The organism is Gallaecimonas zhanjiangensis, from assembly GCF_057624825.1.
Map to the genome: position 1 here is coordinate 403868 of NZ_CM172603.1, position 25846 is coordinate 429713.

22 protein-coding genes are annotated in these 25846 nt (G+C 60.9%); 13 read left to right on the top strand and 9 right to left on the bottom strand.

Annotated elements, in window-relative coordinates; genetic code table 11:
• Positions 1 to 27: 27 nt before the first annotated feature.
• Complete coding sequence (locus AC22G1_RS01925) at positions 28 to 768, bottom strand: substrate-binding periplasmic protein (protein ID WP_487315273.1); 741 nt, start codon at positions 766 to 768, stop codon at positions 28 to 30.
• 109 nt (positions 769 to 877) lie between these two features.
• Between AC22G1_RS01925 and AC22G1_RS01930 the strand changes: the two genes are divergently transcribed.
• Genes AC22G1_RS01930 through AC22G1_RS01945 form a run of 4 tightly spaced genes read left to right on the top strand, consistent with a single transcriptional unit; the run spans position 878 to position 6541 of the window.
• Positions 878 to 1783, top strand: a complete 906-nt coding sequence (locus AC22G1_RS01930; protein ID WP_487315274.1) for an AAA family ATPase — start codon at positions 878 to 880, stop codon at positions 1781 to 1783.
• The gene (locus tag AC22G1_RS01935) at positions 1780 to 2715 is read left to right on the top strand and encodes a DUF58 domain-containing protein (protein WP_487315275.1); all 936 of its coding nucleotides are present in this window, start codon (positions 1780 to 1782) and stop codon (positions 2713 to 2715) included. The genes AC22G1_RS01930 and AC22G1_RS01935 overlap by 4 nt, the downstream gene beginning before the upstream one ends.
• Complete coding sequence (locus AC22G1_RS01940) at positions 2712 to 4655, top strand: transglutaminase TgpA family protein (protein ID WP_487315276.1); 1944 nt, start codon at positions 2712 to 2714, stop codon at positions 4653 to 4655. Before AC22G1_RS01935 ends, AC22G1_RS01940 begins: the two co-directional genes overlap by 4 nt.
• Positions 4652 to 6541, top strand: a complete 1890-nt coding sequence (locus tag AC22G1_RS01945) for a tRNA(Met) cytidine acetyltransferase TmcA domain-containing protein (protein WP_487315277.1) — start codon at positions 4652 to 4654, stop codon at positions 6539 to 6541. The genes AC22G1_RS01940 and AC22G1_RS01945 overlap by 4 nt, the downstream gene beginning before the upstream one ends.
• Here the strand turns inward: AC22G1_RS01945 and crp are convergent.
• Complete coding sequence (gene crp / locus AC22G1_RS01950) at positions 6526 to 7161, bottom strand: cAMP-activated global transcriptional regulator CRP (RefSeq protein WP_050659241.1); 636 nt, start codon at positions 7159 to 7161, stop codon at positions 6526 to 6528. The two genes, AC22G1_RS01945 and crp, sit on opposite strands and share 16 nt — an antisense overlap.
• A 150-nt stretch (positions 7162 to 7311) precedes the next feature.
• On the opposite strand from crp, the gene AC22G1_RS01955 reads away from it, so the two are divergent.
• Positions 7312 to 7719, top strand: a complete 408-nt coding sequence (locus AC22G1_RS01955; RefSeq protein WP_487315278.1) for an OsmC family protein — start codon at positions 7312 to 7314, stop codon at positions 7717 to 7719.
• 241 nt (positions 7720 to 7960) lie between these two features.
• Entirely contained in the window at positions 7961 to 8773 is an 813-nt protein-coding gene (gene speD / locus AC22G1_RS01960; protein WP_050659243.1) for an adenosylmethionine decarboxylase, read from the top strand.
• Positions 8774 to 8813: 40 nt separating this feature from the next.
• Here the strand turns inward: speD and AC22G1_RS01965 are convergent, their stop codons facing one another.
• Positions 8814 to 9218, bottom strand: coding sequence for an NINE protein (locus tag AC22G1_RS01965; RefSeq protein ID WP_487315279.1), 405 nt, complete (start codon positions 9216 to 9218; stop codon positions 8814 to 8816).
• A 126-nt stretch (positions 9219 to 9344) separates the two neighbouring features.
• On the opposite strand from AC22G1_RS01965, the gene AC22G1_RS01970 reads away from it, so the two are divergent.
• Positions 9345 to 11120: a DEAD/DEAH box helicase gene (locus AC22G1_RS01970; protein WP_487315280.1), complete on the top strand. Its 1776-nt coding sequence runs from the start codon at positions 9345 to 9347 to the stop codon at positions 11118 to 11120.
• Between the two features lie 55 nt (positions 11121 to 11175).
• On the opposite strand, the gene AC22G1_RS01975 is transcribed toward AC22G1_RS01970, so the two are convergent.
• The 5 genes from AC22G1_RS01975 to AC22G1_RS01995 form a co-directional block, all read right to left on the bottom strand.
• Entirely contained in the window at positions 11176 to 12741 is a 1566-nt protein-coding gene (locus AC22G1_RS01975) for a DHA2 family efflux MFS transporter permease subunit (RefSeq protein ID WP_487315281.1), read from the bottom strand.
• Entirely contained in the window at positions 12728 to 13819 is a 1092-nt protein-coding gene (locus AC22G1_RS01980; RefSeq protein WP_487315282.1) for an HlyD family secretion protein, read from the bottom strand. The genes AC22G1_RS01975 and AC22G1_RS01980 overlap by 14 nt, the downstream gene beginning before the upstream one ends.
• A complete protein-coding gene (locus AC22G1_RS01985; RefSeq protein ID WP_487315283.1) occupies positions 13816 to 14262 on the bottom strand; it encodes a MarR family winged helix-turn-helix transcriptional regulator in 447 nt (148 codons plus the stop codon). Before AC22G1_RS01985 ends, AC22G1_RS01980 begins: the two co-directional genes overlap by 4 nt.
• A 71-nt stretch (positions 14263 to 14333) precedes the next feature.
• Positions 14334 to 15671: a sigma-54-dependent transcriptional regulator gene (locus tag AC22G1_RS01990; protein ID WP_487315284.1), complete on the bottom strand. Its 1338-nt coding sequence runs from the start codon at positions 15669 to 15671 to the stop codon at positions 14334 to 14336.
• Positions 15668 to 17416, bottom strand: coding sequence for a sensor histidine kinase (locus tag AC22G1_RS01995; RefSeq protein WP_487315285.1), 1749 nt, complete (start codon positions 17414 to 17416; stop codon positions 15668 to 15670). The genes AC22G1_RS01990 and AC22G1_RS01995 overlap by 4 nt, the downstream gene beginning before the upstream one ends.
• Positions 17417 to 17657: 241 nt before the next feature.
• Here AC22G1_RS01995 and AC22G1_RS02000 point away from each other — a divergent pair, with 241 nt between their 5' ends.
• Both AC22G1_RS02000 and AC22G1_RS02005 read left to right on the top strand, forming a co-directional pair.
• Positions 17658 to 19052, top strand: coding sequence for a cytochrome ubiquinol oxidase subunit I (locus AC22G1_RS02000; protein ID WP_487315286.1), 1395 nt, complete (start codon positions 17658 to 17660; stop codon positions 19050 to 19052).
• Positions 19052 to 20005 carry a cytochrome d ubiquinol oxidase subunit II gene (locus AC22G1_RS02005; RefSeq protein WP_487315287.1) on the top strand — a complete coding sequence of 318 codons (954 nt, stop codon included), beginning with the start codon at positions 19052 to 19054 and terminating at the stop codon, positions 20003 to 20005. The genes AC22G1_RS02000 and AC22G1_RS02005 overlap by 1 nt, the downstream gene beginning before the upstream one ends.
• A 360-nt stretch (positions 20006 to 20365) precedes the next feature.
• Here AC22G1_RS02005 and AC22G1_RS02010 read toward each other — a convergent pair whose 3' ends face one another.
• On the bottom strand, positions 20366 to 20824 hold the full coding sequence (locus tag AC22G1_RS02010) for a hypothetical protein (protein WP_487315288.1): 459 nt from the start codon (positions 20822 to 20824) through the stop codon (positions 20366 to 20368).
• A 425-nt stretch (positions 20825 to 21249) separates the two neighbouring features.
• On the opposite strand from AC22G1_RS02010, the gene acnA reads away from it, so the two are divergent.
• The 4 genes from acnA (at position 21250) to AC22G1_RS02030 (ending at position 25843) form a co-directional block, all read left to right on the top strand.
• Complete coding sequence (gene acnA / locus AC22G1_RS02015; protein WP_487315289.1) at positions 21250 to 23913, top strand: aconitate hydratase AcnA; 2664 nt, start codon at positions 21250 to 21252, stop codon at positions 23911 to 23913.
• A 128-nt stretch (positions 23914 to 24041) separates the two neighbouring features.
• The gene (locus AC22G1_RS02020; protein ID WP_083445885.1) at positions 24042 to 24212 is read left to right on the top strand and encodes a PLDc N-terminal domain-containing protein; all 171 of its coding nucleotides are present in this window, start codon (positions 24042 to 24044) and stop codon (positions 24210 to 24212) included.
• A 24-nt stretch (positions 24213 to 24236) separates the two neighbouring features.
• Entirely contained in the window at positions 24237 to 24578 is a 342-nt protein-coding gene (locus tag AC22G1_RS02025; RefSeq protein ID WP_050659255.1) for a DUF6559 family protein, read from the top strand.
• A 143-nt stretch (positions 24579 to 24721) separates the two neighbouring features.
• Complete coding sequence (locus AC22G1_RS02030; RefSeq protein WP_487315290.1) at positions 24722 to 25843, top strand: efflux RND transporter periplasmic adaptor subunit; 1122 nt, start codon at positions 24722 to 24724, stop codon at positions 25841 to 25843.
• Positions 25844 to 25846: the final 3 nt, after the last annotated feature.

The following is a 25846-nucleotide window of genomic DNA, read 5'->3' on the forward strand; positions in this document are numbered from 1 at the left end:
AAAGGCCGCTTTAAGCGGCCTTTTTTGTTATTCCACGTCGTATTTTTCTTTTAATTCCCGCCACTTGCCGGAGCGCATCAAGTCCAGGCGGCCCTGGTTGAGCCACTCGACCAGCTCGGGGCCGTTGCGTTTGTTGGAGCAGGCCACGTAGAGCGGCACCGGTTTGGTGAATGAGCCGGCATCACGGAACAGCTTACCGAGATCGTGGCTTTTCATGTAGTTGAGCATCTCCCGCTGCGGCGAGGCGATAACGTCTATCTCGCCAAAACGCAGTTGGCGCACCAGTTCGTCCATGCCGGCGTTCACGGAGATCACCTTGAGCTGGCCGGGCTTGAATTTCTTCAATGGCTCCAGCGCCGCTTCCATCCGTGAGCCCTTGATCACCCCCACCCGGCGGCTTTGAAAGCTGCTTAGGTCTTCGTACTTGAGGGGATCTTCAGTGCGCACAAAAAGGTGCGGCGACATCACGGTCCAGGCCTCGGAGGTGAAGTTAAGATCCGGCGCTTCCGAGGTATGAATGCCCAGCAGGCAATCATAGAGGCCGCTTTCGCCACCGGCGATCATGGCGTTCCAGGGAACCATTTTGTAATCGGTTTGCTCGCCATGGCTGGCGAAAATGGCTTCGGCTGCCTCAACGAAGAAGCCGGGATGGTCAGTACCGGGCGTGCCGGTAAAGGGATAATCGTCTGGCCCCCTCAGACGCAATTCGGCGGCCTGGGCTACGCCGGCCACCATCAGTAGTACCAGGGGAAAGATCTTACTTTTCATTGGTGTACTCCTAGAGCCGCTGGTCAGCTTTATCTTAGGCGATAGCGCTCATGCTTGGTACTTTGCTTTTAAAGACGTAGGCTTAAGAAAACAAAAAGAGGTAGCTTGCGTGTCCCTTTCCAATCAAATCCTGAGCCAACTCAACGGTGTGTTGCTGGGCAAAGACGAGCCGGTGCGCCTGGCGCTGTGCTGTTTGCTAAGCGGCGGCCACCTGCTGATTGAAGACTTGCCCGGTACCGGCAAAACCACTTTGTCCCATGCCCTGGCCGCCACCCTGGGGCTCGATTACCACCGGGTGCAATTTACCTCCGACATGCTACCGGCCGACTTGATTGGGGTGTCGATTTTTCGCCAGGAGCAGGGCCATTTTGACTTCCAGCCCGGCCCTTTGTTCAGCCAGGTGCTGCTGGCCGATGAAATCAACCGGGCCAGCCCCAAGACCCAGAGCGCGCTCTTAGAAGCCATGGCCGAAGGGCAGGTGAGCGTGGATGGTCGCACCTACGAGCTGCCCAAACCCTTTTTCGTTATCGCCACCCAAAACCCGGTGGAGCAGGCCGGCACCTACCCGCTGCCCGAGTCGCAGCTCGACCGCTTCACCATGCGCATTACCCTGGGCTTTCCGCCAAGGGATGCCGAGAAGCGGCTGTTAAAAGGCGAGGCCTTGGCGCACCAGGCCCTGGCGCCGCTGCTGGATGACAAAACCCTTGCCCAGTTGCGGGCCAAGGTGGCGGCGGTCAGCGCTTCGGACGACCTCCTCGATTACCTGCTGGCGCTGCTTAAGGCCTCGCGGGAGCTTCCTGATGTGCCAAGGCCGCTCTCTCCCCGGGCCGGCAAGGCGCTGCTGGCGGCGGCCAAGGCCTGGGCCTTTCTGGCCGGGCGCGATTACGTGCTGCCTGAGGATATTCAAGCCATCTTCCCGGCGGTGGCCGAGCACCGGCTGAGCCCGGTGGTGCAGGGCGGCCAGCAGGCCTACGCCAGCCTGGTGCTGGGCGCCGTGGATCCGGTGCTGTCATGACCGGCTGGCGCCAATGGCTGCTGGCGCGGTTTTTGGCAAAAAGGCAACCGGCTGCCAGCCAGTGCCGCTTGGGTAATGCCAACATCTATATTCTGCCCACGGCCTTTGGTTACGCCTTTTTGGCGCTGGTGATGGCCATTTTCCTGCTCGGCACCAATTACCAAAACAACCTGGTGTTGCTGCTGGCCTTCTTCCTGATCAGCCTCTTTACCACCGCCATGTACTTTACCCACCGCAACCTAGCCGGTTTGACCCTGCATCGCCTGGCTCTTGAGCCCCAGGTGGCGGGAGACGATCTTCGCCTTGACCTGCAAGCCGATGGCAAGGGCCATTGGGGTCTGGAATTTTGCTACGGTCAGGGGCCGGTGCGTAAAAGCGATGTGGATGGCCTGAAAAGGCTGGTGCTCCTGGCGCCGCCTGGGGCCAGGGGCCGCCACCGGCCGGGGCGGCTGACCGTGGCTTGCCGCTTTCCACTCGGGTTGTTTCGGGCCTGGAGCTACCCCGATTTAGACCAGGAGCTGCTGCTCTATCCGCGGCCCGAGCCCTGGCAGCGGGGTCTGGGGCTGGATCTGGATAAAGGCGCGGTGCAGGGCCGGCACCATGGCGAGGACGACTGGCAGGGCCTTAAAAATTATCAGCCCGGCGACCCCCTCAAACGGGTGGCCTGGAAGCAATTGGCCCAGGGCCGTGGCATGTGGTCCAAGGAATTTGCCCGCCCCGAGCAAGACAGCCGCTGGCTGCGCCTGAGTGAAATAAAAGGCGCCAGCCTTGAGCAGCGCCTGGCTCGGCTGGCCTGGCTGGTATTGGACAGCGAGCAGCGCCAGGCCCAGTACGGCCTGGATTTGGGTGGCGTGAAAATCAACCTCGGCAGCGGCCATGGCCACTGCCGGCGCTGCCTTGAAGCCCTGGCTTGTTATGGAGAGCCGGCATGAGATGGTATTTGCCCCGGCGTACCCTGGTGCTGCTGATCGTCTCGCAGTTGATGGCGGTGCTGCCCACCTGGGACAGGGTCGGGCTGGTGCTGGTGGCGGTAAACCTGTTTTGCCTTGCTTGGTGCAGCGGCATTTGCCTGGGTCGCTTTGGCCAGCCGCCGCGCTGGCTGTTGGTGGCGCTGGCGGTGGGCGGCGCCATTGCCCTTGGCATTAGCCTGCCCGGCAAAGGGGTGTACCTGGCCATGGTGTCTTTGCTGGTGCTGGGTTACAGCCTCAAGGTGCTGGAGATAAAGGCGCCACGGGACCTGTTCGCCCTGGTGCTGTTCGGCACCTTCTTGCTGGCTACCAACCTGGTGCGCTACCAGTCCATGGCCATGGCGCTGTATTTGCTGCTGGCGGCCCTGGTGCAGCTGTCGGTGCTGCTGAGCCTGCAAAACACCTTGCCCTGGCCCCGGTTGGTGCGGGCCCTGGGCCGGATGAGCCTGGCCAGCCTGCCGCTGACCCTGCTGCTGTTTTTGCTGCTGCCCCGGCTCTCGCCGCTGTGGCAAATGCCGGACGCCCAGTCCGGCACCACCGGGCTTTCCGATGTGATGAGCCCGGGGGATTTTTCCTCCCTGGCGCAATCGACCGAGCTGGCCTTTCGGGCCGAATTGCCCTGGCGCCCAGCCGGTAGCAGCCTTTATTGGCGCGCCCTGACGTTGGAGGCTTTCGACGGCCGGGCCTGGCGCCAGGCCGATTTTCGAAAAGCCGAAGAGGAGCGGGCCAGCAGCCCAAACCCAGGCCAGGGCCGGGACTGGACCCTGATGATGTCGCCATCCAGCAAACCCTGGCTACCGGTGCTGGACGGCACTAAGCCCCTTTCTACCGGGCTGGTTTACACCAGTGACCGGCGGGTGCTGAGTAAAGAGCCGCTGGCCAAAACCACCCAGCTTAAGCTGCGCCAGGGTACGCCTTTGCGCGACAAAGACAGCGACGCGGTGCTGGCCTTTGACCAGCGCCTGCCCCAAAGCGGCAATCCCAGGGCCCGCCAATTGGCGCTGTCCCTTCGCCGCCAGTACCCCAGTGATGGCGCCCTGGCCCAGGCCATGAACCGCTATTTTGCCAACCCGGCGTTTCGCTACAGCCTGTCACCGCCACCCCTTGGGGAAAACGCCGTCGATGCATTCTTGTTCGACACCCAAACCGGCTTTTGCGGCCACTACGCCTCGGCCCTGGCGTTTATGCTGCGCGCCGCCGGCGTCCCGGCTCGGGTGGTGGCCGGGTATCAAGGGGGGCAATACGTGCCGGAGGCCGGTTTTTACGCCCTTTATCAATACGATGCCCATGCCTGGGTAGAGGCCTGGCTGCCACCGGCTGGCTGGACCCGGTTTGACCCCACCGCCCAGGTGGCACCCACTCGCCTCAGCCAGGGGCTGAGCGGTCTTGCTAGCAACCCGGCCTTCAGCGCTGGCGGTGGCTGGCTGTGGCAACTCAAGCAGCAGCCGGCCATGAAGTGGCTGCGTTACCAGGCTGCCTTGATGGATTACCGCTGGAACCGCTGGGTGCTTAACTACGGCAGCGGCCAGCGCGAGCAGTTGCTGTCGTGGCTGCTGGGCACCAGCGACTGGCTACCGGCGGCGCTGCTGTTTGGTGGCCTCTTGCTGGGGGCCTTGCTGCTGATGCACTGGTGGACCCGCCGCGAACGGCGCCAGCCCTTGGCCGAAGTCAGCCGCCTGTACCTTAAGGGCTGCAAACGCATTGGCCTTGAGAGGTTACCGGGGGAGGGGGCTGAAGCCTATGCGCGGCGGGTGGCGGCAACCTACCCGCCACTGGCGGCCCACTGGAACCACATCACCGGCCTTTATCAGCGGCTGCGTTACGCCCAGGCCGAGCCGGCGCTGGTGCGCGAGCTGAAAAGGCGGGTGCGGGCGCTGCCCCGATCGGTGAAAATGCCCACATGAATGATTTCAATACCTTAAAGGCCGAAGCCGCCCAAAGCTGGCAGCGCCGCTTGCTGTTGCTGACCGGCGAGCCCGAGCAGAACCAAGCCAAGGCCCGGGCCATGGCCGAGAGTGTCGCGTCAAGCTTGTGGCTTGGTGCTGACGGCATCGCCCCCAAAGATGCGCGCCATTACCTGGGCCAGGAATGCGAGCTGCTGGTGGTGGACTGGCACCAGGGCATTCACCTCGATGCCCTTGGCGCCCTGGCGGGCTGCTTGCGCGGCGGCGGTGTGCTGGTACTGCTTAGCCCGCCGCTAGAGATATTGGCGGCCCAAAGCCCGCTGGGCGCCTGGCTGGCGGCGGTGTTGGCCGGGCGCACTCCAAAAGGGGCAAGCCAGCACGTGCCCCTTAACGGGCTGAGCAACGATCAGCAAATCGCGCTGGCGGCGGGGCTTAAGGTACTGACCGGCCATCGCGGCCGGCCACTGGTGATGACTGCCGACCGGGGCCGGGGCAAAACTGCCACCCTGGGGCTGCTGGCCGCAGAAGCCCTCAAGGCGGGGCGCGGGCCGGTATGGGTGACGGCGCCGCGCTTTGAGGCGCTGGCGCCACTTTTTAATTTTGCCGAGCGGATACTGGACGGCGCCGAGCGCCGCGGCCAGGCCCTTTATTGGCAGGGGCAGACCATCGCCTTTTATCCACCGGACCGGCTCCTGGCCGAGCAACCCGAGGCGGCGCTGCTGCTGGTGGACGAAGCGGCGGCCATTCCCACCAGCTTGCTGGACCGGATAGCCGGCCACTACAAACGGCTGGTGCTCTCTACCACCTTGCACGGTTACGAGGGCTCGGGGCGCGGTTTTGCCCTGCGCTTTTTACCCAGGCTCAAAGCCCTCTACCCCGGCACCCAAGCTGTGCACCTGAGTGAGCCGGTTCGCTGGGCCGCCGGTTGCCCGGTAGAGCGGGACATCAACCAAATGCTGCTGCTGGACGCCGAGCCCGACACTATCGCCGCCGGCCCGCTGGCCCTGCATTGGCTCAGTGGCAGCGAATTGGTGGCGCGCCCGGCCTGGTTAAAGGCGGTGATGGGGCTTTTGGTCAGCGCCCACTACCAGACCGCCCCTTCGGATATCCAGCATTGGCTGACCGACGACAAGGTGACCTTTGCCGTGGCCACCTGCCAGGACCAGGTGCAAGGGGTGATGGCACTGGTAGCCGAGGGCGGCCTGGACCCGGCCCTTTGCGAGGCGGTGTACCTGGGCAAAAGGCGCCTTAAAGGGCACTTGGTGTTGCAGTCGTTGAGCGCGCATCTGGGTATAAAGGAAGCGCCGGCTTTTGAGGGGCAACGGGTAATGCGCATTGCCGTGCTCAATCGCCGCCAGGGTCTTGGCAGCTGGCTACTGGAAGAGCTCGAACGGCGCGCCAAGCTGCTGCTGGTGAGCTTTGCCGCCGATGAAGAGCTGTGCCGGTTCTGGCAGCGCTCCGGCTGGCAGGTGCTGCGCCTTGGCAGCAGCATCGATGCCGCCTCGGGGTTGCCGTCGGTGATGATGGCCAAGGGCCTTGAAGACAAAAGCCAAGCTTTGGTGGCTAAATCCTGGGCCCGTTTTACCGAAATTCTGCCCTGGCAGCCGGGCTTGCCGGCCGAGCTTATCAATCGCCTTTACCAAGGGGCTGAAGCCGTGGCGCTCAGTGACTGGGACAAACGCGACTTGGCCCGGCTGGTGGCGGGCGGCGCCAACCTCGATACCTTGCAGCTGCCTCTTTGGAAACTGGCCTGGCAAGCGGCGGCTGAAGGAGAATGCCCGCTGCTGATGCGGCGGTGGTTGGCCGGGGAGGCCTTTGAAAAACTAGGACCGCGCAAGGCGGTCCTGGCAGAGGTGCGAGACTGGGTGGCTCAGCGGGTGCCGTAAACGACGATAGTTTTGCCACGAGCGTGAATAAGGCTCTGTTCTTCAAGCATTTTCAGCACCCGGCCCACGGTTTCGCGGGAACAGCCAACAATCTGACCAATCTCCTGGCGGGTAATTTTGATTTGCATGCCGTCAGGGTGGGTCATGGCGTCCGGTTGCTTGGCGAGATTCAGCAGGGTCTGGGCGATACGGCCCGCCACATCCAAAAAGGCCAGGTCGCCCACCTTACGGCTGGTGGAACGAATGCGTTTGGCCATCTGGGCGCTGAGTTTTAACAGGATCTCGGGGTCCTGCTGAATGATCTGGCGAAATTTCTGATAGCTCATTTCCGCTATCTGGCATTGGCTTTTGGTTCTCACCCAGGCAGTACGCACGGGTTCTTCTTCAAAAAGCCCCAATTCCCCGAAAAAGTCCCCCTGGTTGAGGTAGGACAGGATCATCTCTTTGCCTTCATCATCCTTGATCAGTACTACCACTGAGCCCTTTACCACGTAGTAAAGGGTATCGGCCTTTTCGCCGGCATGGATGATGGGTGCCTTGGCACCGTACTGTTTGACGTGGCAGTGGGAGAGAAACCGTTCAAGCACGGGGTCGTTTGGAATGCGACCAAGGATTGCCATGGTTTTGCCTCACTTCTACCCATTGAATTTATGGACGTTATCACACTTTGGCAGGGTCGACGTGGGGCATCAAGCATAAATTGATCCTTTAAATGGCATTTCGTTGTGGTATCGTTGCGCCCACTTTGGGAGTGCTCGGGTAAGCAGTTAATGGAAGCGAAGGTCCGCTGGCTTGAAGGTATGCGCTTTGTCGGCACCAGTGGCAGTGGCCATGACCTGGTGATGGACGGCGACAACCCCGGCTCGGCCCCCAGCCCCATGGAAATGATCCTGCTGGCCATAGGTGGTTGCAGCTCGGTGGACGTGGTGTCCATTTTGCAAAAGGCCCGCCAGGACGTGACCGACTGCGAAGTGGAACTCAAAGGCCTGCGCGCCGACGACCACCCCCGGGTATTTACCGACATCGAGCTGGTGTTTGTTATCACCGGCCGTGGGGTACAGGAAAAGCACGTTGAGCGTGCCGTGAACCTGTCCATGGAAAAATACTGTTCGGTGTCGAAGATGCTGGAAAAGGCGGCCAATGTCCGCCACAGCTACCGCATAGTCGACCTGCCGTAACCTGGCATCAAGCAATCTTGGTGCGTTACACCGTGACTGGCCCTAAGGCTGGTCGCGGCGTCGTTGTTCTCGCGCAAGCGAATGCATATCAAGGCGCTTCAATGCTTTAGCGTCTCGACATGCAGACCAGCAATGGCTCTGTCTGCCGCTCAGTCGGCAAGGTGTGCGTTGTATCCATCGGGGATGCAACCAGTGTTAACGCAAGGTCGCTTTGCGGCCAGGTAGGCGAGGAACCCGATAAGTGGAAGAGTCCAAGCTCAAGCTGCACGGCTTTAATAATCTGACCAAGAGCCTCAGTTTCTGTCTTTACGACATCTGCTATGCCAAGACGGAACAGCAGCGTCAGGAGTACATCGAGTACATCGATGAGCAGTACAACGCGGATCGTCTGACCGACATCCTGACCGAAGTCTGCGACATCATCGGTGCCAACATCCTCAATGTGGCTCGTCAGGACTACGATCCCCAAGGCGCCTCCGTCACCATCCTGGTGTCAGAAGAGCCTCTCAAGGACTCCCAGCAGGTTGATACCTCCGAAAAGCCCGGCCCTATCCCGTCGGACTCTTCCGTGGTGGCGCACCTGAATAAATCCCATATTTGTGTACACACCTACCCGGAAGTGCACCCCGATGACGGCATCTGTACCTTCCGTGCCGATATCGAAGTGTCTACCTGTGGTGTGATCTCCCCGCTCAAGGCGCTGAACTACCTGATCCACGCCCTGGAGTCCGACATTGTCACCGTCGACTACCGGGTTCGCGGCTTTACCCGCGACGTGCGTGGCACCAAGCACTACATCGACCACGAGATCAATTCCATCCAGAACTTCCTGTCTGAAGACACCAAGAGTCATTACCAGATGGTGGATGTGAACATGTACCAGGAGAACATCTTCCATACCAAGATGATGCTCAAAGAGTACGATCTGGACCATTACCTGTTCGGGGTCAGCAAGAACGACCTCACCGGTCACGAAGTCGAAGAGATCACCGAGAAGCTCTGGAAAGAGATGCAAGAGATCTACTACGGCCGCAACATCCCGGACGTAAAATAAGAAAAGGCCCCGCAAGGGGCCTTTTTTTATGGGCCGGTGCTTAGCGGCGCCCGAAGATGCCGTTTTTCATCGAGATTTGTTCGTTCAGGGTCCAAAAGTCATACAGCAAGCCCACCAGGAACAGGCCGCCGGTCAGCAGGTAAATAATGCCGGTGATGATTTTGCCCTGGTAGAAGCGGTGAATGCCGAATACCCCGAGGAAGGTCAGCAGCAGCCAGGCGATGTTGTAGTCGATGGGGCCGGGGGTGAATCGCTGGTCTGCTTCCCTGTCCATGGCCGGGATAAGGAATAAGTCGATGATCCAGCCCACAAAAAACAACCCCAGAGTAAAGAACCAGATGGTGCCGGTAATGGGTTTGCCGTAGTAAAACCGGTGTGAACCAGTAAAGCCAAACAGCCACAGCAAGTAGCCAAAGAGTTTTGAATGGGTATCGCCATGTTGCATAAAAGGGCCCCTTTTTACCTTTTGCTAAAGAGTGCCAGGCCAGCCTGACAACTTCACGAAAAAAAATGCGCATTGCGCAAAAAATACCCGTATAATGCGCGACCTTTTACGCTACAGAGAGCCGCTATGACCGCGACCTTTACAGAGCTTTCCTTGCCTCAGCCGATCATGCAAGCCTTGGATGACCTGGGTTTCGTAACTCCATCCCCCATTCAGGCCAGTTGTATCCCGCTGCTTTTGGAAGGTCGCGATGTCCTGGGTATTGCACAGACTGGTACCGGTAAAACCGCTGCCTTTGGTCTGCCGCTGCTGGCGGGTATCGACACCCGCCAGGGCGTACCCCAGATGCTGGTGCTGGCCCCGACCCGTGAGCTGGCCCAGCAGGTAGCTGCTGCCCTGGAAGACTTCGGCCGTCACATGACTGGCCTGAAAGTCGTCACCCTGTACGGCGGCTCTCCTTTCGGTCCCCAGCGCAACGAACTGCGCCGTGGCGCCCAGGTGGTGGTAGCGACCCCTGGCCGGATGATCGACCACCTCGACCGTGGCTCCCTGACCCTGGACACCATCCAGGCCGTGGTGCTCGACGAAGCCGACGAAATGCTGCGCATGGGCTTTATCGAAGACGTAGAACGCATCCTTGGCGAAACCCCGGAAGACCGCCAGACCGCGCTGTTCTCCGCCACCTTGCCGCCGATGATACGTAACCTGGTTGCCAAGTTCATGAACGACTACCAGGAAGTGAAGGTGTCTGCCCCGGCCCAGACCGTGGACCGCATCACCCAAAAAGGCATCATGGTGTTCGAAGAGCACAAGCCGGCGGTGCTGACCCGCGTACTGGAAGCCGAAGAATTCGACGCTGCCATCATCTTCGCCCGCACCAAGGACGCTACCGTTACCCTGGCCGAGCACCTGAACCAGAACGGCTTCAAAGCCACCGCCATGAACGGCGACCTGGGCCAGAAAGAACGTGAAGCCGCCGTTGAAGCCCTCAAAGACGGCCGCCTGGACATCGTGGTTGCAACCGACGTTGCCGCCCGTGGTCTGGACGTAGAGCGTATCGGCCTGGTGGTGAACTACGACATCCCCCGCGAGCCTGACGCCTACGTACACCGTATCGGCCGTACTGGCCGCGCCGGCCGCACCGGTACCGCCGTGCTGCTGTACACCCCGCGTGAGCGCTTCCTGCTGGGCCGTATCGAGAAGGTAACCCGCCAGAAGGTGGACGCCATGGAACTGCCTAACAGCGACGCCATTTTCGAGCGCCGCCTGGGCAAGCTCAAAGAGAACCTGGCTGCCGCTGACCGTGACGAGCGCCTGGCGCTGGTTGCCCGCCTGGGTGAAGAACTGGAGCAAAGCCCGGCCGAGCTGGCTGCCAGCCTGCTGGCGCTGCTGGAAGGCTTCCAGCCGCTGGCTGTGGGTAACGATCCGAAGATGCCGTCTGACCGTGGCCCCCGTGACGACCGTCCGCGCCGCGAGTTCGACCGTGACCGTCGTGGCAACGACCGTGGCGAGCGCCGTTTTGACCGTAACGACCGTGGCCCCCGCAGCAACGACCGTGGCGCTGAGCGCGGCGGCGAGCGTCGCTTTGACCGTGGCGCCGATGAGCGTCCGCGTCGTGACCGTGCCGAGCGTAGCGACCGCCCTGAGCGCAGCAACGCCGACATGGAAGCCTACCGTCTGGACGTAGGTCGCAGCCACGGCGCCACCCCGCGCCACATCGTCGGCGCCATCGCCAACGAGGCTAAGATCAGCTCCAAGTTCATCGGCCAGATCAAAATTCACGACGAGCACAGCGTGGTGATGCTGCCCAAGGGCATGCCCAAGGACATCGAGCGTCAGTTCCAGCGCGTGTTCATCTGCTCCAGGCCGATGAAACTGCGCCTCGACAGCAACAACGGTTAATACCGCTTGCTGACAAAAAAGCCCGCATCATGCGGGCTTTTTTTATGGGCGTAATTTAGGCCTTGGACTTTTGACCCATCATCCAGGCCGGGATCACCGCCAGGAAGAACACGATGGCGACGATCAAAAAACCGTCTTGATAGGCCAGCAGCCGCGCCTTGGGCAGCACCACCTGCTGCATGTATTCCATAATGCCGGGGTTCACCTTCAGCGACAGAGTTTCGCCAAAGGGGTTGCCCCAATGGCCGAAGAACAGCCCCAGGCGCCGCACTTCTTCGGCAAAGGCGGGGTTGGCCGGGGTCAAGGTTTGGGCCAGGGCGTCGGAGTGTAAAAAGGTGCGCCTGTCCACCAGCACCGACAGCAGGTTTACTCCAAAGGCGCCGCCCAGTTGGCGGATAAAGTTGAGGCTGCCGGCCCCTTGGGCCAGCAGCTCCGGGGGCAGGGTGCGAAGGCCGCCGGCGTTCAGCGCCGGCAACATCAACCCCAGGCCGATGCGGCCAATCAGTACCCACAGCGCCATCTGCCAAAAAGCGGTGTCGATATCCACCTTACGTGACAGCCAGCAAGACAGCCCGAAGATAGCCAGCCCCGCCATCACCGGCCACTGGGGCCGGACCTTGTCGCTCAGTTGCCCGGCGATGGGAAACACCAGGGCGAGGATCAGCCCCGCCGGCATCATCAGCAGCCCCGAGCGGGTGGGGGTGTAGCCCTGCACCGTTTGCAGGAAAAGCGGAATGATGTAGGTGGAGCCGTAAATGCCGGCGCCAAGGGCAAAGGCCACCAGGCAGGCCGCCACAAAAGGCCCGACCCGAAATACCCGCAAATGCAGCAGCGGGTGCGGGCAGCGCAGCTCCCACCAGATAAAAAGCGCGGTAGCCAGCAGCGACAGCGCAAAGCAGCCCAAGATGAAGTCAGAATCCCAGCCGTGGCGCTGGCCATTGGAGAGCCCGGCCAGCAGTGCGGTCAGGCCGCTGCAAAGCAGCAAAAAGCCTAACAGGTCAAAGGGCACATGGGGTTTGTGGTGGTCTTGGTGCTTGCCGGGAAAGAGCACATTGGCGGCCAGCAGGCCGATAAGGCAAAAGGGCACCACTACCAGGAACACGTCGCGCCAGCTGTATTGGTCCACCAAAATGCCGCCCACTGTCGGCCCAAGGGCCGGTGCCAGCACGATACCGACCCCGTAAATGCCCATGGCCTTACCGCGCTGCTCGGCGGGAAACACCTGCGACATCACCACCATCGCCATGGGCTGCACTATTCCTGAGGCCGCCCCCTGAATGACCCTGGCCAGGATAACGGTGTCACTGCCGGTGCTGGCGGCCCCCAGTATCGAGCCGAAGATAAAAAGCGCCATGGCGCCGGCAAAAGTGGCCCGGTAACCCAGGTGGTCGAGGGCCCAGGCGGTCATCAGCATGGTGGCAGTCATGGCGGCCAGAAAGCCGGTGGACAGCCACTGGATTTGGTCAGACCCCATGCCGAAGGCGCCCATGATGTCGGTCAGGGCGACGTTAACAATGGTGGCGGTGGCAGTGGTGGCGATGGTACCCATCATCACGGTGCCGGTGGCCAGCCACCGATACCAGGGCCCGAAGCGGACCCCGTAGCTTTCAAGAACCGACATGGATATCCACCTCCACCATCAAGCCGGGCTTGAGGCGGGGATCGGTTTGGTCAAAGCGGATCCGCACCGGCACCCGCTGGGTGATCTTGGTGAAGTTGCCGGACGGGTTGGGGCTTGGCAGCAGCGCAAACTGGTTGGTGGCGCTGTTGCCGATGCGGGTGACGGTGCCGGTGAAATGGGCGTCGGGGTAGGCATCGACACTGATATCCACGCTCTGGCCCAGTTTAACCTGGCCAATCTTGGTCTCTTTGACGTTGGCCTCAATCCAAATCTGGGCCGGGTCGTGTACCAGCATCAGCCATTGCCCGGCCTGGGCGTAGTCGCCCTTTTCAATCAAGGTTTTATCCACCACCCCATCGACCGGGGAACGAAGGCTCAGGTCATTGATGCTTTGCTGGGTCTGGGCAGCCTGGGCCTTTAAGGCCTGGATCTGTTGCTGCTGCACCTGGATTTGCTGGTTCAGCACCGCTGTTTGGCCAAGGGTGGCCTGAGCCCTGGCGAGCTTGGCCTGGGCCGCGCCAAGATTGGCCTGGGCTTGTTGGTGCTGGTCTTCGGCTTGCAGCAGTTGGGTGTGGTCGTCGTCCCATTGTTGGTGGTTGGATAGCCCTTTTTTCAGCAGCTCGTCGGTACGTTTAAAGGTGCTCTTGGCCAGGGTCAGCTGATGCTGGCTGGTGTCGAGGCTCGCCTGGGCCGCTTGCAGGTTGGCACGGGCTTCGTCGAGGGCGGCGCTGTTTTGGCTGTCGGTCAGCGCTTTTTGGGCCTGCAACTGGCTGACGGTCAGCTCACCGGCGCCGATTTGGGCGTTGATGTCGCTCAGTTCCAGCTTGGTGTTGCGGTCGTCGATTTGCGCCAACAGCTCGCCTTTGTGGATGGTATCGCCTTCGGTGACAGGGCGGGCCATCACCCAGCCGTCGAGGCGGCTGGCCAGGTTAATCATCTCGCCTTCGATACGGGCGTCGGTTTCGTGGACCTTGCCGGCGCGGCTGGTCAGCCACAGCACTACGGCGGCGGCCACCACCAGGGCGGCAATCACAAAGAGCCAGGTTTTGGGGGTAATGCGGCGGGGGGTACTGCTCACGACTTCGGCTCCTGTTCCAGGGCACCCAAGCTGACCAAGAGCCCTTGCAGCACGGCTAGGGTGGTGTCCAAGTCTTTGTCATCGATAGGGCCCAGTACCTGCTGGCGCACTTCATTACCGACCCGGTTGACTTGCTCGGAAATGGCCTGGCCTTGGTCGGTCAGGTGCAGGGTTTTTACCCGGCGGTCCTGGCCTTCCTGGCGGGTGATAAGCTGCTGCTTCTCCAGGGTGTCGAGGATGCGCACCAGCGCCGAGCCGTCTACTGCCAGCAGTTTGGCCAGGTCTTTTTGGCGCAGCGGTTCACTGGCCCTGGCTATGTACCACAGGGGCAGCCAGGTGGCCTGGGTCAGGCCGAAAGGTTGCAGTTTCTTGTCGAGGGTCTGGCGCCATTGGCGGCTGACTTGGGCGATAAGGCTGCCCAGTACCTGATGATTGGCATTCATATCGATGACGAGTTAAATAAATGACACGTCAATTATATGCCTGTCAGTATTTTGAGATCTACCCCCCACCGTTATTCCAAGCCGTAGCGTTCCAGTTTTTTCAGCAATCCCTGGCGCGACAGCCCCAATTGGCGGGCGGCGGCGGAGCGGTTGCCCTGCTGCTGGCCAAGGGCTTGGCTGATAAGGCGAATTTCAAGGGCCCGCACCTGTTCTTCGAGGCTGTCGCCTTGAGGCTCGGCGGTGGCGTCTGTGGGGTAGAGCAGGGCGATGTCGTCCAGCCCAATTACTTGGCCCTGGCTGATGGCCGCCACTGATTCGAGGGTGTTTTTCAGCTCCCGCACGTTACCGGGCCAGCTGCGCCCCAAAAACCATTGACGCGCCGAAGAGGAAAGGCGCAGGCTGCGGCCGCTTCGTCGGCACCAGCCGGCCAACAGGCTTTCGCACAAAAGCGGCAGGTCTTCCGGCCTGTCGTCCAGGGCCGGGGTTTGCAGGTTAACCCCCTTGATACGGTAGTAAAGATCTTCACGAAAGCGGCCGTCCGCCACCCGGTGTTGCAGGTCGGCATTGGTGGCCGATACCACCCGCACGTCGATGCTCTGCTGCTCGCGCCCGCCCACCGGGTAGAAGGTGCCTTCTTGCAGCACCCGCAGCAATTTCACCTGCATCGACAGCGGCATGTCGCCAATTTCATCCAAAAACAGGGTGCCGCCGTCGGCCATGGCCAATAGGCCCGGCCTGTCTTTGTCGGCGCCGGTAAAGGCGCCCTTTTTGTAACCGAACAGCTCGCTCTCCAAAAGCTCGGCCGGAATGGCGCCGCAGTGCACCGAGATAAAAGGCCCCTCGGCCCGGCGTGACAATTTATGCAGGGCGCGGCTGACCATCTCTTTACCGGTGCCGGAGGGGCCGGTTACCAGCACCGGCACATCGGTGGGGGCGATGCGCTGAATAAGGGCCTTGAGGTTGCCCATGGCCTGGCCGTTGCCCACCAGCTCGTCCAGAGGGCCCTGGCCGGCTTGTTTGAGGCGGCCGAGTTCGCGGGTCAGGTTCTGCTTGGTGAGCGCCCGGCGAATAACCACCGCCAGCATGTCCGGGTCCACCGGTTTGGACAAAAAGTCCCAGGCGCCACGGGCCATGGCGTTAAGGGCCAGTTGCCGCTCGGCATGGCCGGTGAGGATGATAATGGGCCTGTCACCCAGGCTTGGCAGGGCTTCGAGGGTGTGGCTGGGGTCCATCTGGGGCGGTAGCGCCAAATCCAGCAGGATGAGGTCGGCGTCGAAGCTCGCCAACTGGCTGCGGGCCTGGTCCAGGTTGTGGGCACTTTTGACCTGGTAGCCGTCTTCTTCGAGCCAGGCGCTGGCCAGTTCACAAAAGGCGACTTCGTCGTCCACCAGCAGGATGCGGCCGGTCATAGGGGAAACTCCAGTTCAAAGGTGGTGGGCCAACCGAGATCGGTGCGCAGCCTGACGCTGCCGCCGTGGGCCTTCATGATGCGCTGCACTATGGCAAGGCCCAGGCCTGAGCCGCCGGGGCGTTTGGACACAAAGGGCCGGAACAGTTTGTCGGCAAGCTCGGCGGGGACCGGCGGGCCGTCGTTGTGGATGAACACCCGGTTGCCCTCGGCCTCAAGGCAGATGTGCTGGGCAAAGGCGCGGGCGTTTTCCAAGAGGTTTACCAGCACCTGGGTCAGGCGGTGAGGGTCGGCGCTCAGCACCAGCGCCTGGGGTACCTTGAGTTCCACTCCGGCGGCCTGGGGTAGGCTTTGCACCAGAGCCAGCAAGGTTACGGCTTGCTTATCGACGGTCACGTTGCCGCCGTAGGAGAGCAAATCCTGGATCAGGCGGTCGGCGCGAGTCAGTTGGTCCTGAATGTGGCGGCGGGTTTTTTCTTCGGTGCGGGCCGAGGCCATGGCGATGATATTAAGGGGGTTTCTAAGCTCGTGGGCCATGGCCGCCGAGAGTTCCCCCAGCTCTACCAGGTGCTGCTGGTCGAGGCGGCGCTTTTCTTCTTCAGCGAGCGCCAGGGTGCGCTCGAGGTTGTCGCAGGCGCTGGCCAGCAAGGAGGCAAACACCTCCACTTGCAGGTGCTGGGCTGGCAGCAGTTCCTGCCCCCCCATCACTTCTGCCTGCCACATGGGGCCCTGGCGGTAGCAATGAATATGGGGGCCGGCGGCGCTTTGCTGGCTAACGCTGATGGCAAGGCCAAGGTCTTCTTGGAGCAGTGCCTCGGCGCCCTGCATCAGGCCCTGCCAGTCGCTGGTGGTGCCCAGTTGGTCACGCCAGCGGCCCAGCAGTTGCTCGTCAAGGCGGGCGCCGGGGTAAATGAGCTGGCGCACCCAACGGCTCAACATGGGGTAGAGCAGGGCGCTGGCCCCTAAGGTCAGCAACGAGTAAATCCACAGCAGCAAGCCCGAGCGGGTAAAGCCGAGGCTGGCGGCCAGCGCCGAGAGCACCCCTGCCACCAGCGCCAGGCCCAGGGCGATAAGGATGCGGCTGGCCCAGAGATTGACCTCCAGCATCCGATAACGCAGCACCGCGAACACCAGTAGCAGCACGTAGCTTGGCAGCGCCAGCATCGAGTAAGGGAAGTAGTCGATATCCAGAGACGGAAACACGAAGCTCGATGCCAGCAGCAAGCCCCAGCCCCCCACCATAAAGATGGCGAGGATGGAGCGGCGCACCGTGCTTTTTTGCTCGCCCCAGGCTTTGAGCAGCACCCCGTGGGCGCAAATCCCCAAAAACACCGTCCAACCCAGGTTCAGCCAGCCCAGAGGATGCAAGTGGATAAAGCCGCTGAAGGGCGGCCAGGGCTGAATGCTGGCGCCCCCCAGCAGGCTGCACAAAAAGATAAAGGTGCTGGTGCCGTAGCTTAGGCGCAGCAGGTGCTGCTTTCGGGCCGGGGTGGTGGTGAGGTAACCCAGGGCAAAGTGCAAAAAGGCATTGGGCATGAAGGGGTTGGCCAGCAGCAGCGGCAGCGCCAGCAGGCTCGAATAGGGACTTAGCAAATGGCCAAGGCACCACAGCCCCATCACGGTGACAAACCCGGCCAGAGGGCGCAAGTCGGTCTGGCGCCACAGCCACAGGGCAGTGGCCAAGCCGCTGAGCAGGGTGGCACCCATGGCCACTTCAAACACCAGCACCAGCTCGGGTGTAAACATCGTTGACAGTTACCTCGTTGTTATCGTCAACGTCGTTGACGAATTGCCGGCAGCTTAGCCCCTGAAATTGATATAAATCAAGGGTTGGCGCAGTTGGCGCGGCTTTTGCAAAAGTTGGCACGCAGTCCTTAGCAAGGAGTAGACCATGAGCCAATTTTTCCCCGACCTGCTGTTCGTTGTTGCATCCGTCGCCCTAGCGGCATCGCCTTGGGTGGTCAGCCGCTGGTTGCGGAGGTAAACCATGGATGCCGCGCTGCTGTCGCGGATCCAGTTCGCCTGGACCGTGAGCTTTCATATTCTGTTCCCCACCATGACCATAGGTCTGGCGGTGCTGATCGCCACCTGGGAAGGCTTGTGGTTGAAAACCCGCAATCCCCGCTACCTGCAATTGGCCAAGTTCTGGATCAAACCCTTTGCCATCACTTTTGGCTCCGGGGTGGTGACCGGTATCGTGCTGTCTTACGAGTTCGGTACCAACTTCAGTGAATTTTCCCATCTGGTCGGCCCGGTGCTGGGCCCACTGATGACCTACGAGGTGCTGACCGCCTTCTTCCTGGAAGCGGGCTTTTTGGGGGTAATGCTGTTTGGCTGGCAACGGGTCGGCGAGCGGCTGCACTTTTTTGCAACCCTGATTGTGGCCCTGGGCACCTTGCTCTCGGCGTTCTGGATCCTGGCCGCCAACTCCTGGATGCAAACCCCGGCGGGCTATGAATTCGTGAACGGCCAGTACGTACCGGTGGACTGGTTCAAGGTGATTTTCAACCCCAGCTTCCCGCTGCGCCTGGTGCACATGCTGCTGGCCACCTTCCTCACCGCCAGCTTCCTGGTGGCGGGCATCAGCGCCTGGTACCTCCTTAAAGGTTACGACCGCGAGTTTGCCAAGCGCGGCTTGTCCATGACCTTATGGTTCATCCTGGTGCTGGCGCCGTTGCAGGCTTTTGTCGGCGACGAGCACGGCCTTGTGGTCAAAGAGCACCAACCGGCCAAGCTGGCGGCGATGGAAGGCATCTGGGACAAGGTTGAGAAAAGCCCCGGCCTGCGCCTTTTTGCCATTCCCGATGAAAAGGCCGAGACCAACCATCTGGAAGTGGAAGTGCCGTATCTCGCCTCCATCATCCTCACCCACAGCCTTGACGGCGAAGTAACTGGCCTTAAAGCCTTTGCGCCACAAGACCGCCCCCCCGTTACCCCGGTGTTCTTCAGCTTTCGGGTGATGGTGGGCTTGGGTGTGCTGATGGTGCTGGTGGCGTTCTGGGCCAACTGGCGGCGCCGTGGCGGCAAGCTGTGGCAAGACAAGTGGCTGCTGCGCCTGCTGGTGTGCATGACCCCGGCTGGCCTGATTGCCACTATCGCCGGCTGGTGGGTGGTGGAAATTGGCCGCCAACCCTGGCTGGTCTATGGCCTGGTGCGCACCGAGCAGGTGGTGTCCAAGCTTCCTGCCGAGCGGGTAGCGCTGACCCTGGCCCTGTTCGTGGTGACTTACCTGGTGTTGTTGGCGGCCTTCTTGCACTTCTACCGCAAGCTTATCCGCAAGGGCCCGCCGGATATGGCCAAGCTCGAAAGCCAACTGGTGGGCATGCAGGCCCCCGGCTATGCCCTGAACTGGGTACGTGAGCTCAAGAAGGAGGGCTTCTGATGGAACTCTTTTATTTCCTGCTGCTGGGTTTTGCCATCCTGATGTATGTGGTGCTGGACGGCTTTGACCTGGGCCTGGGTATCCTCTACCCGGCCCTGCACGAGCAGCACGACCGCGACATGATGATGCGCTCGGTCTCCCACGTCTGGGACGGCAACGAAACCTGGCTGGTGTTTGGCGGCGTGATTTTGATGGGCGCCTTCCCGGCGGCCTACGCCACCTTGCTGCCCACTTTGTATTTGCCCATCTGCCTGATGCTGGTGGCGCTGATTTTCCGGGGCATCGCCTTTGAATACCGCTTCAAGGCCCATAGCTCGCGCCAATGGTGGGATCTCGCCTTTGGCCTGGGCTCCTCGGTAGCCGCGTTCTGCCAGGGCCTGATGCTGGGCAGCCTGGTGCAGTCCGGCGGCGAAGTGCTGCTTAGCCCCTTTAGCGTGCTGACCGCCTTTGCGGTGATGGCGGGTTACGCCCTGCTGGGCGCCACCTACCTGGTGGTGAAAACCTCAGGGGAGCTGCAAAGCAAGGCCAAGGCTCTGGTCAAGCCGCTGCTGGCGGCGGTGGTGCTGGCCATGTTGGCGGTGAGCCTGTGGAACTTTGCGGCGGTGCCGTCGGTACACAGCCGCTGGCTGGAGAACATCGGCTGGCTGTGGCCCATTCCCTTTATTACCGCAGTGCTGGCCTTTGCACTGCTCAAAAGCCTCAAGCACTCGGAAGTGGCGCCGTTTTTCTGTGCCGTGGCGCTCTTTGTGATGGGCTTTATCGGCCTGGTGGTGGGCTTGTTCCCGGAACTGGTGCCGGGGCGCTTGAATCTCTTTGAGGCGGCGGCTCCTGCCCACAGCCTCAAGTTCATGCTGCCCGGGGCGCTTATCTTTGTGCCGCTCATTCTGGCTTACACCTTCTGGGGCTACCGGATCTTCCGTGGCAAGGTGCATGACTTCGAGGAGGGTTACTGATGCTCAAGCAAAAATGGTTTTGGTTTGTTGGCCTTTATCTGGGCAGCGTTGTGGCGCTGTCGGTTGTGGCCTACGGCCTTCGCTGGTTGCTCAGCTGATGTCTGGACAGCTCTAAAAATCCAGACTGTACGCACGATGTTTTAGATGGGTCAGGGCGCTTAATCATCAGCACTCTTTGCGTGTGAATTCGTCCCGCAGATGATGCTCGAAGTGGGGGAGACCCCACTTCCTCGTGACTTTAGTCTTACGGCGGTTTTCGGCATGTTGTCCTTCTTGAGCCGAAGCCGCCGTTTTTTTTTGCCTGTTTTTCGCCCATAAAAAACCCGCCGTGAAGCGGGTTGTCTTTGGCGTTATCGCCGCTTATTTCAAGATGCCGCAGCCGATACGAGCGCCGTCGGGGCCGTGAACCACGATGGCGTGGCCTTTGTCGTCTTTGTAACCGAGGTCAGATACCACAGCGAAGGAGCCGATGGCTTCACCCTTGCTGTCGGCAGACCACAGCCCGCTCTTCCAGTAATCACCGGCGGTGGTGGGGGAGAAGTAGTGGCCGCCTACTTTTTCGGCGTCGTCACAGGTTTTACCCACGTGAATATGCAGGCCGCCGTTGGTCACAGGGGCCAGGCCCTTGAGGTCGTAATGGACCATGGTGCGGCCGTCGTGGAAACTCACTTTTACCTTGCCGGTAACGGTCTGGCTGGTGCCAGGGTAGGCGCCCACTTTGGCGCTAAGGGAGGCGGCTTGGGCGCTGACGGAGAGGCTGCCCAGCAGCAGAGCGGCACTGAGAACGGAAAGGGACTTTTTGGAAGAGAAAGAAATCATGTCAGGAACCTTCAGATGTGATTATGAAAAAATTATTTGATTCAACAGGTTAACCTTTTGCGAGGCCCTTTGGCGCCGCGCCACCAGGGGTGACCTGATAGCGGCGTTAAGGCAGCCAGGGGCGCCCGGTACTTAAGCGTGAAAAGCCTTAACGAAATATGATTTTGCCATTTCAGTTCAGCCTGTCGACAGCTGGCTGTTACTTTTCATACCGCTTTTCCTGCTTTCTATCCTTTTGATAACGCTGTTGTTATTAACGCTCTACATTTTCAGCCTGGGTTATTTTCCAAAACAGCACCCGCCATTAACCGAACCAGCGACATTCGGACTATCCGATTAACTGCCATTAAGTTTGACTGTTTTATTGAATTAGTTAGGGTGCTAGCATTGATGAACAGGATAAAAAAGCGTCAAGGAGCAATGTTGTGAGTAATGCCAATGCATCAAAGGACAGCTTTAAAGCCCGCAAATCCCTGGTTGTGGACGGCAAGTCCTACGATTATTTCAGCCTGGCGGCAGTCAAGGACCTCGGTGAGGTAGCAAGACTGCCGTTTTCATTACGGGTGTTGCTGGAAAACCTCCTGCGTTTCGAAGACGGTGACACTGTCACCACCGAGGATATCCACGCCCTTATCGACTGGCTCAAGACCAAAAGGTCTGACCGTGAGATCCAATACCGCCCGGCGCGGGTGCTGATGCAGGATTTCACCGGGGTGCCGGCGGTGGTGGACCTGGCCGCCATGCGCGATGCCATGGCCAAAGCTGGTGGCGATCCTGAACGTATCAACCCCCTTTCTGCTGTAGACCTCGTTATCGACCACTCGGTGATGGTAGACGCCTTCGCCAGCCCCCAGGCCTTTGCCGAAAACGTCGCCATCGAGATGGAGCGTAACCAGGAGCGTTACCAGTTCCTGCGCTGGGGCCAGCAAGCCTTTGACAACTTCCGGGTGGTGCCGCCGGGCACCGGTATCTGCCACCAGGTGAACCTCGAATACCTGGGTAAAGCGGTGTGGAGCCAGGACGGTATGGCCTACCCCGACACCCTGGTGGGCACCGACTCCCATACCACCATGATCAACGGCTTAGGCGTGTTGGGCTGGGGCGTGGGCGGTATCGAGGCGGAAGCGGCCATGCTGGGCCAGCCTATCTCCATGCTCATCCCCGAAGTCATCGGTTTTCGCCTCAAGGGCAAGCTCAAGGAAGGCATGACCGCCACCGACCTGGTGCTGACCGTGACCCAGATGCTGCGTAAAAAAGGCGTGGTGGGTAAGTTTGTGGAATTCTACGGCCCGGGCCTCGACGACTTGCCCCTGGCCGACCGCGCCACCATTGCCAACATGGCCCCGGAATACGGCGCCACCTGCGGCTTCTTCCCCATCGACGGCGAAACCCTTCGCTATATGGCGCTCTCTGGTCGCGACCCGCACACCATCAAACTGGTGGAAAGCTACGCCAAAGAGAACGGCTTCTGGCGCGATTCTGCCGCCCCCGAGCCGTTCTTTACCGACTCCCTTGAGCTGGATTTGAACGACGTAGTGCCCAGCCTGGCCGGCCCCAAACGCCCCCAAGACCGGGTTGCCCTGCCTGAGCTTGGCAGCGCCATCGACGGCGTGCTGGATCTTGCCGGTGTCGACAAAGACCAGCGAGTACCGGTTGACGGCGAGAGCTTCCAGCTTTGCCACGGCGACGTGGTGATTGCCGCCATTACCAGCTGTACCAATACCTCCAACCCCAGCGTGATGATGGCGGCCGGCCTAGTGGCCAAAAAGGCGGTGGAAAAGGGCCTCAAGCGCAAGCCCTGGGTGAAATCCTCCCTGGCCCCCGGCTCCAAGGTGGTCACCGACTACTTGGCCAAGGCCGACTTGCAGCAATATCTGAACGAACTGGGTTTCAACCTGGTGGGTTATGGCTGTACCACTTGTATCGGTAACTCCGGCCCGCTGCCCGATGCCATTGGCAAGGCGGTGGAAGAAGGGGATTTGACGGTCAGCTCGGTGTTGTCCGGTAACCGCAACTTCGAAGGCCGGGTACACCCGTTGGTGAAAGCCAACTGGCTGGCGTCACCGCCGCTGGTGGTGGCCTTTGCCCTGGCCGGTACCACCCGTATCGACCTGCAATCCGAGCCCCTGGGCGAGGACATGGACGGCAACCCGGTGTACCTCAAGGACATCTGGCCCACCTCTGCCGAGATCCAAGCCGTGGTGCGGCTGGTGGACGAAGGCATGTTCCAGAAGGAATACGCCGAGGTGTTTGAAGGTGACGCCGACTGGCAGGCCATCAAGGTCAGCCCCGGCAAAACCTACAACTGGTCGAATGATTCCACGTACGTGCAGAACCCGCCGTACTTCGACCACATCACCGAGCCGGTCAAACCGCTCCAAGATATCGAAAGTGCCCGTATCCTGGCGCTGTTTGGCGATTCCATCACCACCGACCACATCTCCCCGGCCGGTAACATCAAGGCCGACAGCCCGGCCGGCCGTTACCTGCAAGAGCACGGCGTGGCGCCCAAGGATTTCAACTCCTACGGCTCGCGCCGCGGCAACCACGAGGTGATGATGCGCGGCACCTTCGCCAACATCCGCATCAAAAACCAGATGCTCGATGGCGTTGAAGGGGGTTACACCCGCCATATACCCTCCGGCGAGCAGCTGGCCATCTATGATGCCGCCATGCGCTACCAGCAAGAGGGCACGCCGCTGGTGGTGATCGCCGGTAAGGAATACGGCACCGGCTCTAGCCGCGACTGGGCCGCCAAAGGCACCACCTTGCAAGGCATCAAAGCGGTGGTAGCCCAGAGCTTCGAGCGGATTCACCGCTCCAACCTGGTGGGCATGGGCGTGCTGCCGGTGCAGTTCCCCGACGGGGTCTCCAAAGAGAGCCTAAAGCTCACCGGCGACGAGAAAATCAGCCTGCTGGGCCTGGCCTCCCTCAAACCTCGCGCTGCCTTGACGCTGGTTATCGAGCGCGCCAACGGCGACAAGGTAGAGCAGGAGGTGATTGCCCGGGTGGATACCAACACCGAGCTTGAGTACCTCAAGAGCGGCGGCATCTTGCACCATGTGCTGCGCGGCATGATTGGCTCCTAAGCGCACCCTGTAGCCAAAAGCCCCGCTTTTTAGCGGGGCTTTTTTATTGATAAACAAGCGTTATTTTAGTCTGGTCATGTGCTGACACTGATCTAGACTGGGAAAGACGGCACACAGAAGGAGAGCCAATGAAAGGGATCATCGGTCTTATTATTCTCATCGCCGATATCTACGCCATAGTGCAGGTGCTAAAGAGTGGCGCCAAACCGGTCGAGAAATTACTGTGGGTCTTGTTGATACTGGTGTTGCCATTGATTGGACTCATCATCTGGTTTTTTGCCGGCCCCGGCCGCAAGTAACCACACCGACACAAGGACGTCATCATGCTCAGGGATATATTCCAATCCATGCGCGCCCGTCGCCTGTTACGGGCTACCCCGCAACTGCTGGTTAAGCAGTTTTCTTCCTTGCCAAGCTACACCCCGGCCCAGGTGGACTGGGCGCTGAAAAAGTCCTTAGGCAAGCTGCCCAACCACCGTTATCTCGCTTACGCCCTGTTCTGCGACAAGCGCGATTTCATGCAGATCACCGGCGAGTCCAGCCACACCTGGGACAGCTGCCGCCGCCAGCTCGGCCGCGCCCTCTTTGCCGGCCGTACCGACTTTACGGTGCGCGAAGTGCTGCACTTGGCCGAGCAGGAAGCCGAGTTCGAGTCCAGCCACTAAGCTGCTGCCACTAACTTGCTGATCACACTGAGATAAAAGCGCCCTTCGGGGCGCTTTTGCTATCCAAGGCTTTATCTGTGGCGCTGCTACACTTTGGCAACATGCCAGGTGCGGTCAGGTTGCCTGTGGGGAGCGGGCATTCGATGCTGAGAAAATTCCTGTGGTCGGGTTTGGGGTTGCTGCTGGCACTGCTGGTGGCGGCAATGCTGGTGCTGATAAAGGGCAGCCAATTTCAAGCCATGGCGGCGGCTGGTGCCCAGATGCAGATGCCGCCCCAGAAGGTCAATGTGGCCGAGGTGCAACAAAGCCAGTGGCGTAACCGGCTGCCGGCGGTGGGCACAGTGGTGGCCATGCAGGGGGCGCAGCTGAGGGTAGAGGCCGAAGGCCGGGTCAAAACCATCGCCTTTACCGCTGGCGCTGAAGTGGCGAGCGGGGCGCCGCTTTTATACCTGGACGACGAAGTAGAACAAGCCCAGCTGAAAGAAGCCCAGGCCGCCGCCGCCCTGGCACAACTGACCGAAAAGCGGGCCCGTGAGCTTATCACCAGCCACAACATCTCCCAGGGGGAGCTGGACCAGGCCCGGGCCACGGTGCAGCAAACCCAGGCCCAGGTGGCCTATATCCAGGCCCTTATCGACAAGAAAATCCTACGCGCCCCCTTTGCCGGGCGCCTGGGTATTCGCCAGGTGAGCCTGGGGCAGTTCCTCGACAAGGGCAGCACTGTGGTGTCGTTGCAGTCTTTGGACCCCATCTATGTGGAGTTCTCCCTGCCCCAGCGCTACCTGGCGCTGCTGGCCGATGGCCTGGCGGTAACCGCCGGTATTGACGCCTTCGGCGGCCAGCAACTCACCGGCAAGGTGAGCGCCCTCAACCCTGACCTTGACCCTGCCACCCGCAACCTGCGGGTGCAGGCCACCTTTGCCAACCCCGAGGGCCAACTGCGCCCCGGCATGTATGTGACGGTGAGCCTGGCGGAAGCAGAAAGTCGAACCGTGCTGCTGATCCCCATCACCGCCGTGCAGCCGGGGGCTTACGGCGATTCGGTGTTTGTGGTGGAAAAGGCTGGCGACAAGCTCAGCCTTCGCCAACAGCCGGTGGAATTGGGTGAGCAGCGGGGGGATTTTGTGGTGGTGCAAAAGGGCCTTGAAGCCGGCCAGCAAGTGGTGAGCACCGGGGTGTTCAAGCTGTTCCCGGGGATGGCGGTGGAGGTGGACAACAGTCTTGCCCCGCACTTCCAGCTTGATCCCAAGCCCGACAACACCTGAGCG

Excerpts from the sequence above, each read along its gene's own strand:
- AC22G1_RS01925 (WP_487315273.1), bottom strand. The coding sequence starts at position 768 with ATGAAAAGTAAGATCTTTCCCCTGGTACTACTGATGGTGGCCGGCGTA.
- AC22G1_RS01935 (WP_487315275.1), top strand. The coding sequence starts at position 1,780 with ATGACCGGCTGGCGCCAATGGCTGCTGGCGCGGTTTTTGGCAAAAAGG.
- AC22G1_RS01940 (WP_487315276.1), top strand. The coding sequence starts at position 2,712 with ATGAGATGGTATTTGCCCCGGCGTACCCTGGTGCTGCTGATCGTCTCG.
- AC22G1_RS01945 (WP_487315277.1), top strand. The coding sequence starts at position 4,652 with ATGAATGATTTCAATACCTTAAAGGCCGAAGCCGCCCAAAGCTGGCAG.
- crp (WP_050659241.1), bottom strand. The coding sequence starts at position 7,161 with ATGGCAATCCTTGGTCGCATTCCAAACGACCCCGTGCTTGAACGGTTT.
- AC22G1_RS01955 (WP_487315278.1), top strand. The coding sequence starts at position 7,312 with ATGGAAGCGAAGGTCCGCTGGCTTGAAGGTATGCGCTTTGTCGGCACC.
- AC22G1_RS01965 (WP_487315279.1), bottom strand. The coding sequence starts at position 9,218 with ATGCAACATGGCGATACCCATTCAAAACTCTTTGGCTACTTGCTGTGG.
- AC22G1_RS01970 (WP_487315280.1), top strand. The coding sequence starts at position 9,345 with ATGACCGCGACCTTTACAGAGCTTTCCTTGCCTCAGCCGATCATGCAA.
- AC22G1_RS01975 (WP_487315281.1), bottom strand. The coding sequence starts at position 12,741 with ATGTCGGTTCTTGAAAGCTACGGGGTCCGCTTCGGGCCCTGGTATCGG.
- AC22G1_RS01985 (WP_487315283.1), bottom strand. The coding sequence starts at position 14,262 with ATGAATGCCAATCATCAGGTACTGGGCAGCCTTATCGCCCAAGTCAGC.
- AC22G1_RS01990 (WP_487315284.1), bottom strand. The coding sequence starts at position 15,671 with ATGACCGGCCGCATCCTGCTGGTGGACGACGAAGTCGCCTTTTGTGAA.
- AC22G1_RS01995 (WP_487315285.1), bottom strand. The coding sequence starts at position 17,416 with ATGTTTACACCCGAGCTGGTGCTGGTGTTTGAAGTGGCCATGGGTGCC.
- AC22G1_RS02000 (WP_487315286.1), top strand. The coding sequence starts at position 17,658 with ATGGATGCCGCGCTGCTGTCGCGGATCCAGTTCGCCTGGACCGTGAGC.
- AC22G1_RS02005 (WP_487315287.1), top strand. The coding sequence starts at position 19,052 with ATGGAACTCTTTTATTTCCTGCTGCTGGGTTTTGCCATCCTGATGTAT.
- AC22G1_RS02010 (WP_487315288.1), bottom strand. The coding sequence starts at position 20,824 with ATGATTTCTTTCTCTTCCAAAAAGTCCCTTTCCGTTCTCAGTGCCGCT.
- AC22G1_RS02020 (WP_083445885.1), top strand. The coding sequence starts at position 24,042 with ATGAAAGGGATCATCGGTCTTATTATTCTCATCGCCGATATCTACGCC.
- AC22G1_RS02025 (WP_050659255.1), top strand. The coding sequence starts at position 24,237 with ATGCTCAGGGATATATTCCAATCCATGCGCGCCCGTCGCCTGTTACGG.
- AC22G1_RS02030 (WP_487315290.1), top strand. The coding sequence starts at position 24,722 with ATGCTGAGAAAATTCCTGTGGTCGGGTTTGGGGTTGCTGCTGGCACTG.